Genomic DNA, 866 nt, shown 5'->3' on the forward strand with positions numbered 1-866 from the left:
CGTCACTCCCACTCGATGGTGCCTGGCGGCTTGCTCGTCACGTCGTAGACCACGCGGTTGATGCCGCGTACCTCGTTGATGATGCGGGTGGCGGCTGCTCCCAGGAATGCCATGTCGTAATGGTAGAAGTCTGCCGTCATGCCGTCGACCGAGGTGACGGCGCGCAGCGCGCAGACGAACTCGTAGGTGCGGCCGTCGCCCATCACGCCGACGGTCTGCACCGGCAGCAGCACGGCGAAGGCCTGCCAGATGGCGTCGTAGAGACCGGCCTTGCGGATCTCGTCGAGATAGATGGCGTCGGCCTCGCGCAGGATCTCCAGCTTTTCGCGGGTGATGCCGCCCGGACAGCGGATGGCGAGACCGGGACCGGGGAACGGATGCCGGCCAATGAAGCTGTCGGGCAGGCCGAGCTCCTTGCCGAGCGCCCTCACCTCGTCCTTGAACAATTCGCGCAGCGGCTCGACCAGCTGCATGTTCATGCGTTCGGGCAAGCCACCGACATTGTGATGCGACTTGATGGTCACCGACGGGCCGCCGCTGAAAGAGACGCTTTCGATGACGTCGGGATAGAGGGTGCCTTGTGCCAGGAAATCGGCGCCGCCGAGCTTCTCGGCCTCCTCCTCGAACACTTCGATGAACAGCCGCCCGATGGTCTTGCGCTTCTTCTCGGGGTCCGACTCGCCCTCGAGCGCGCCGATGAAACGGTCCGAAGCGTCGACCAGGATCAGCGGCAGATTGTAATGCTGGCGAAACATCTCCACCACGCCTGATGCCTCGTCCTTGCGCATCAGACCGTGGTCGACAAGGATGCAGGTGAGCTGGTCGCCGACCGCCTCATGGATCAGCAAGGCCGCGACCGAGGAATC

Annotated in this window: 1 protein-coding gene; it reads right to left on the bottom strand. The window is 64.2% G+C overall.

What is annotated here, in order from left to right; translation table 11 throughout:
- Positions 1–2: 2 nt before the first annotated feature.
- Positions 3–866, bottom strand: an 864-nt coding sequence (gene guaA, locus NKI67_RS33795; RefSeq protein WP_352649179.1) for a glutamine-hydrolyzing GMP synthase, incomplete at its 5' end; no start/stop codon positions are given.

It is taken from the genome of Mesorhizobium sp. M0408, from assembly GCF_040321495.1.
Classification (GTDB): Bacteria; Pseudomonadota; Alphaproteobacteria; order Rhizobiales; family Rhizobiaceae; genus Mesorhizobium.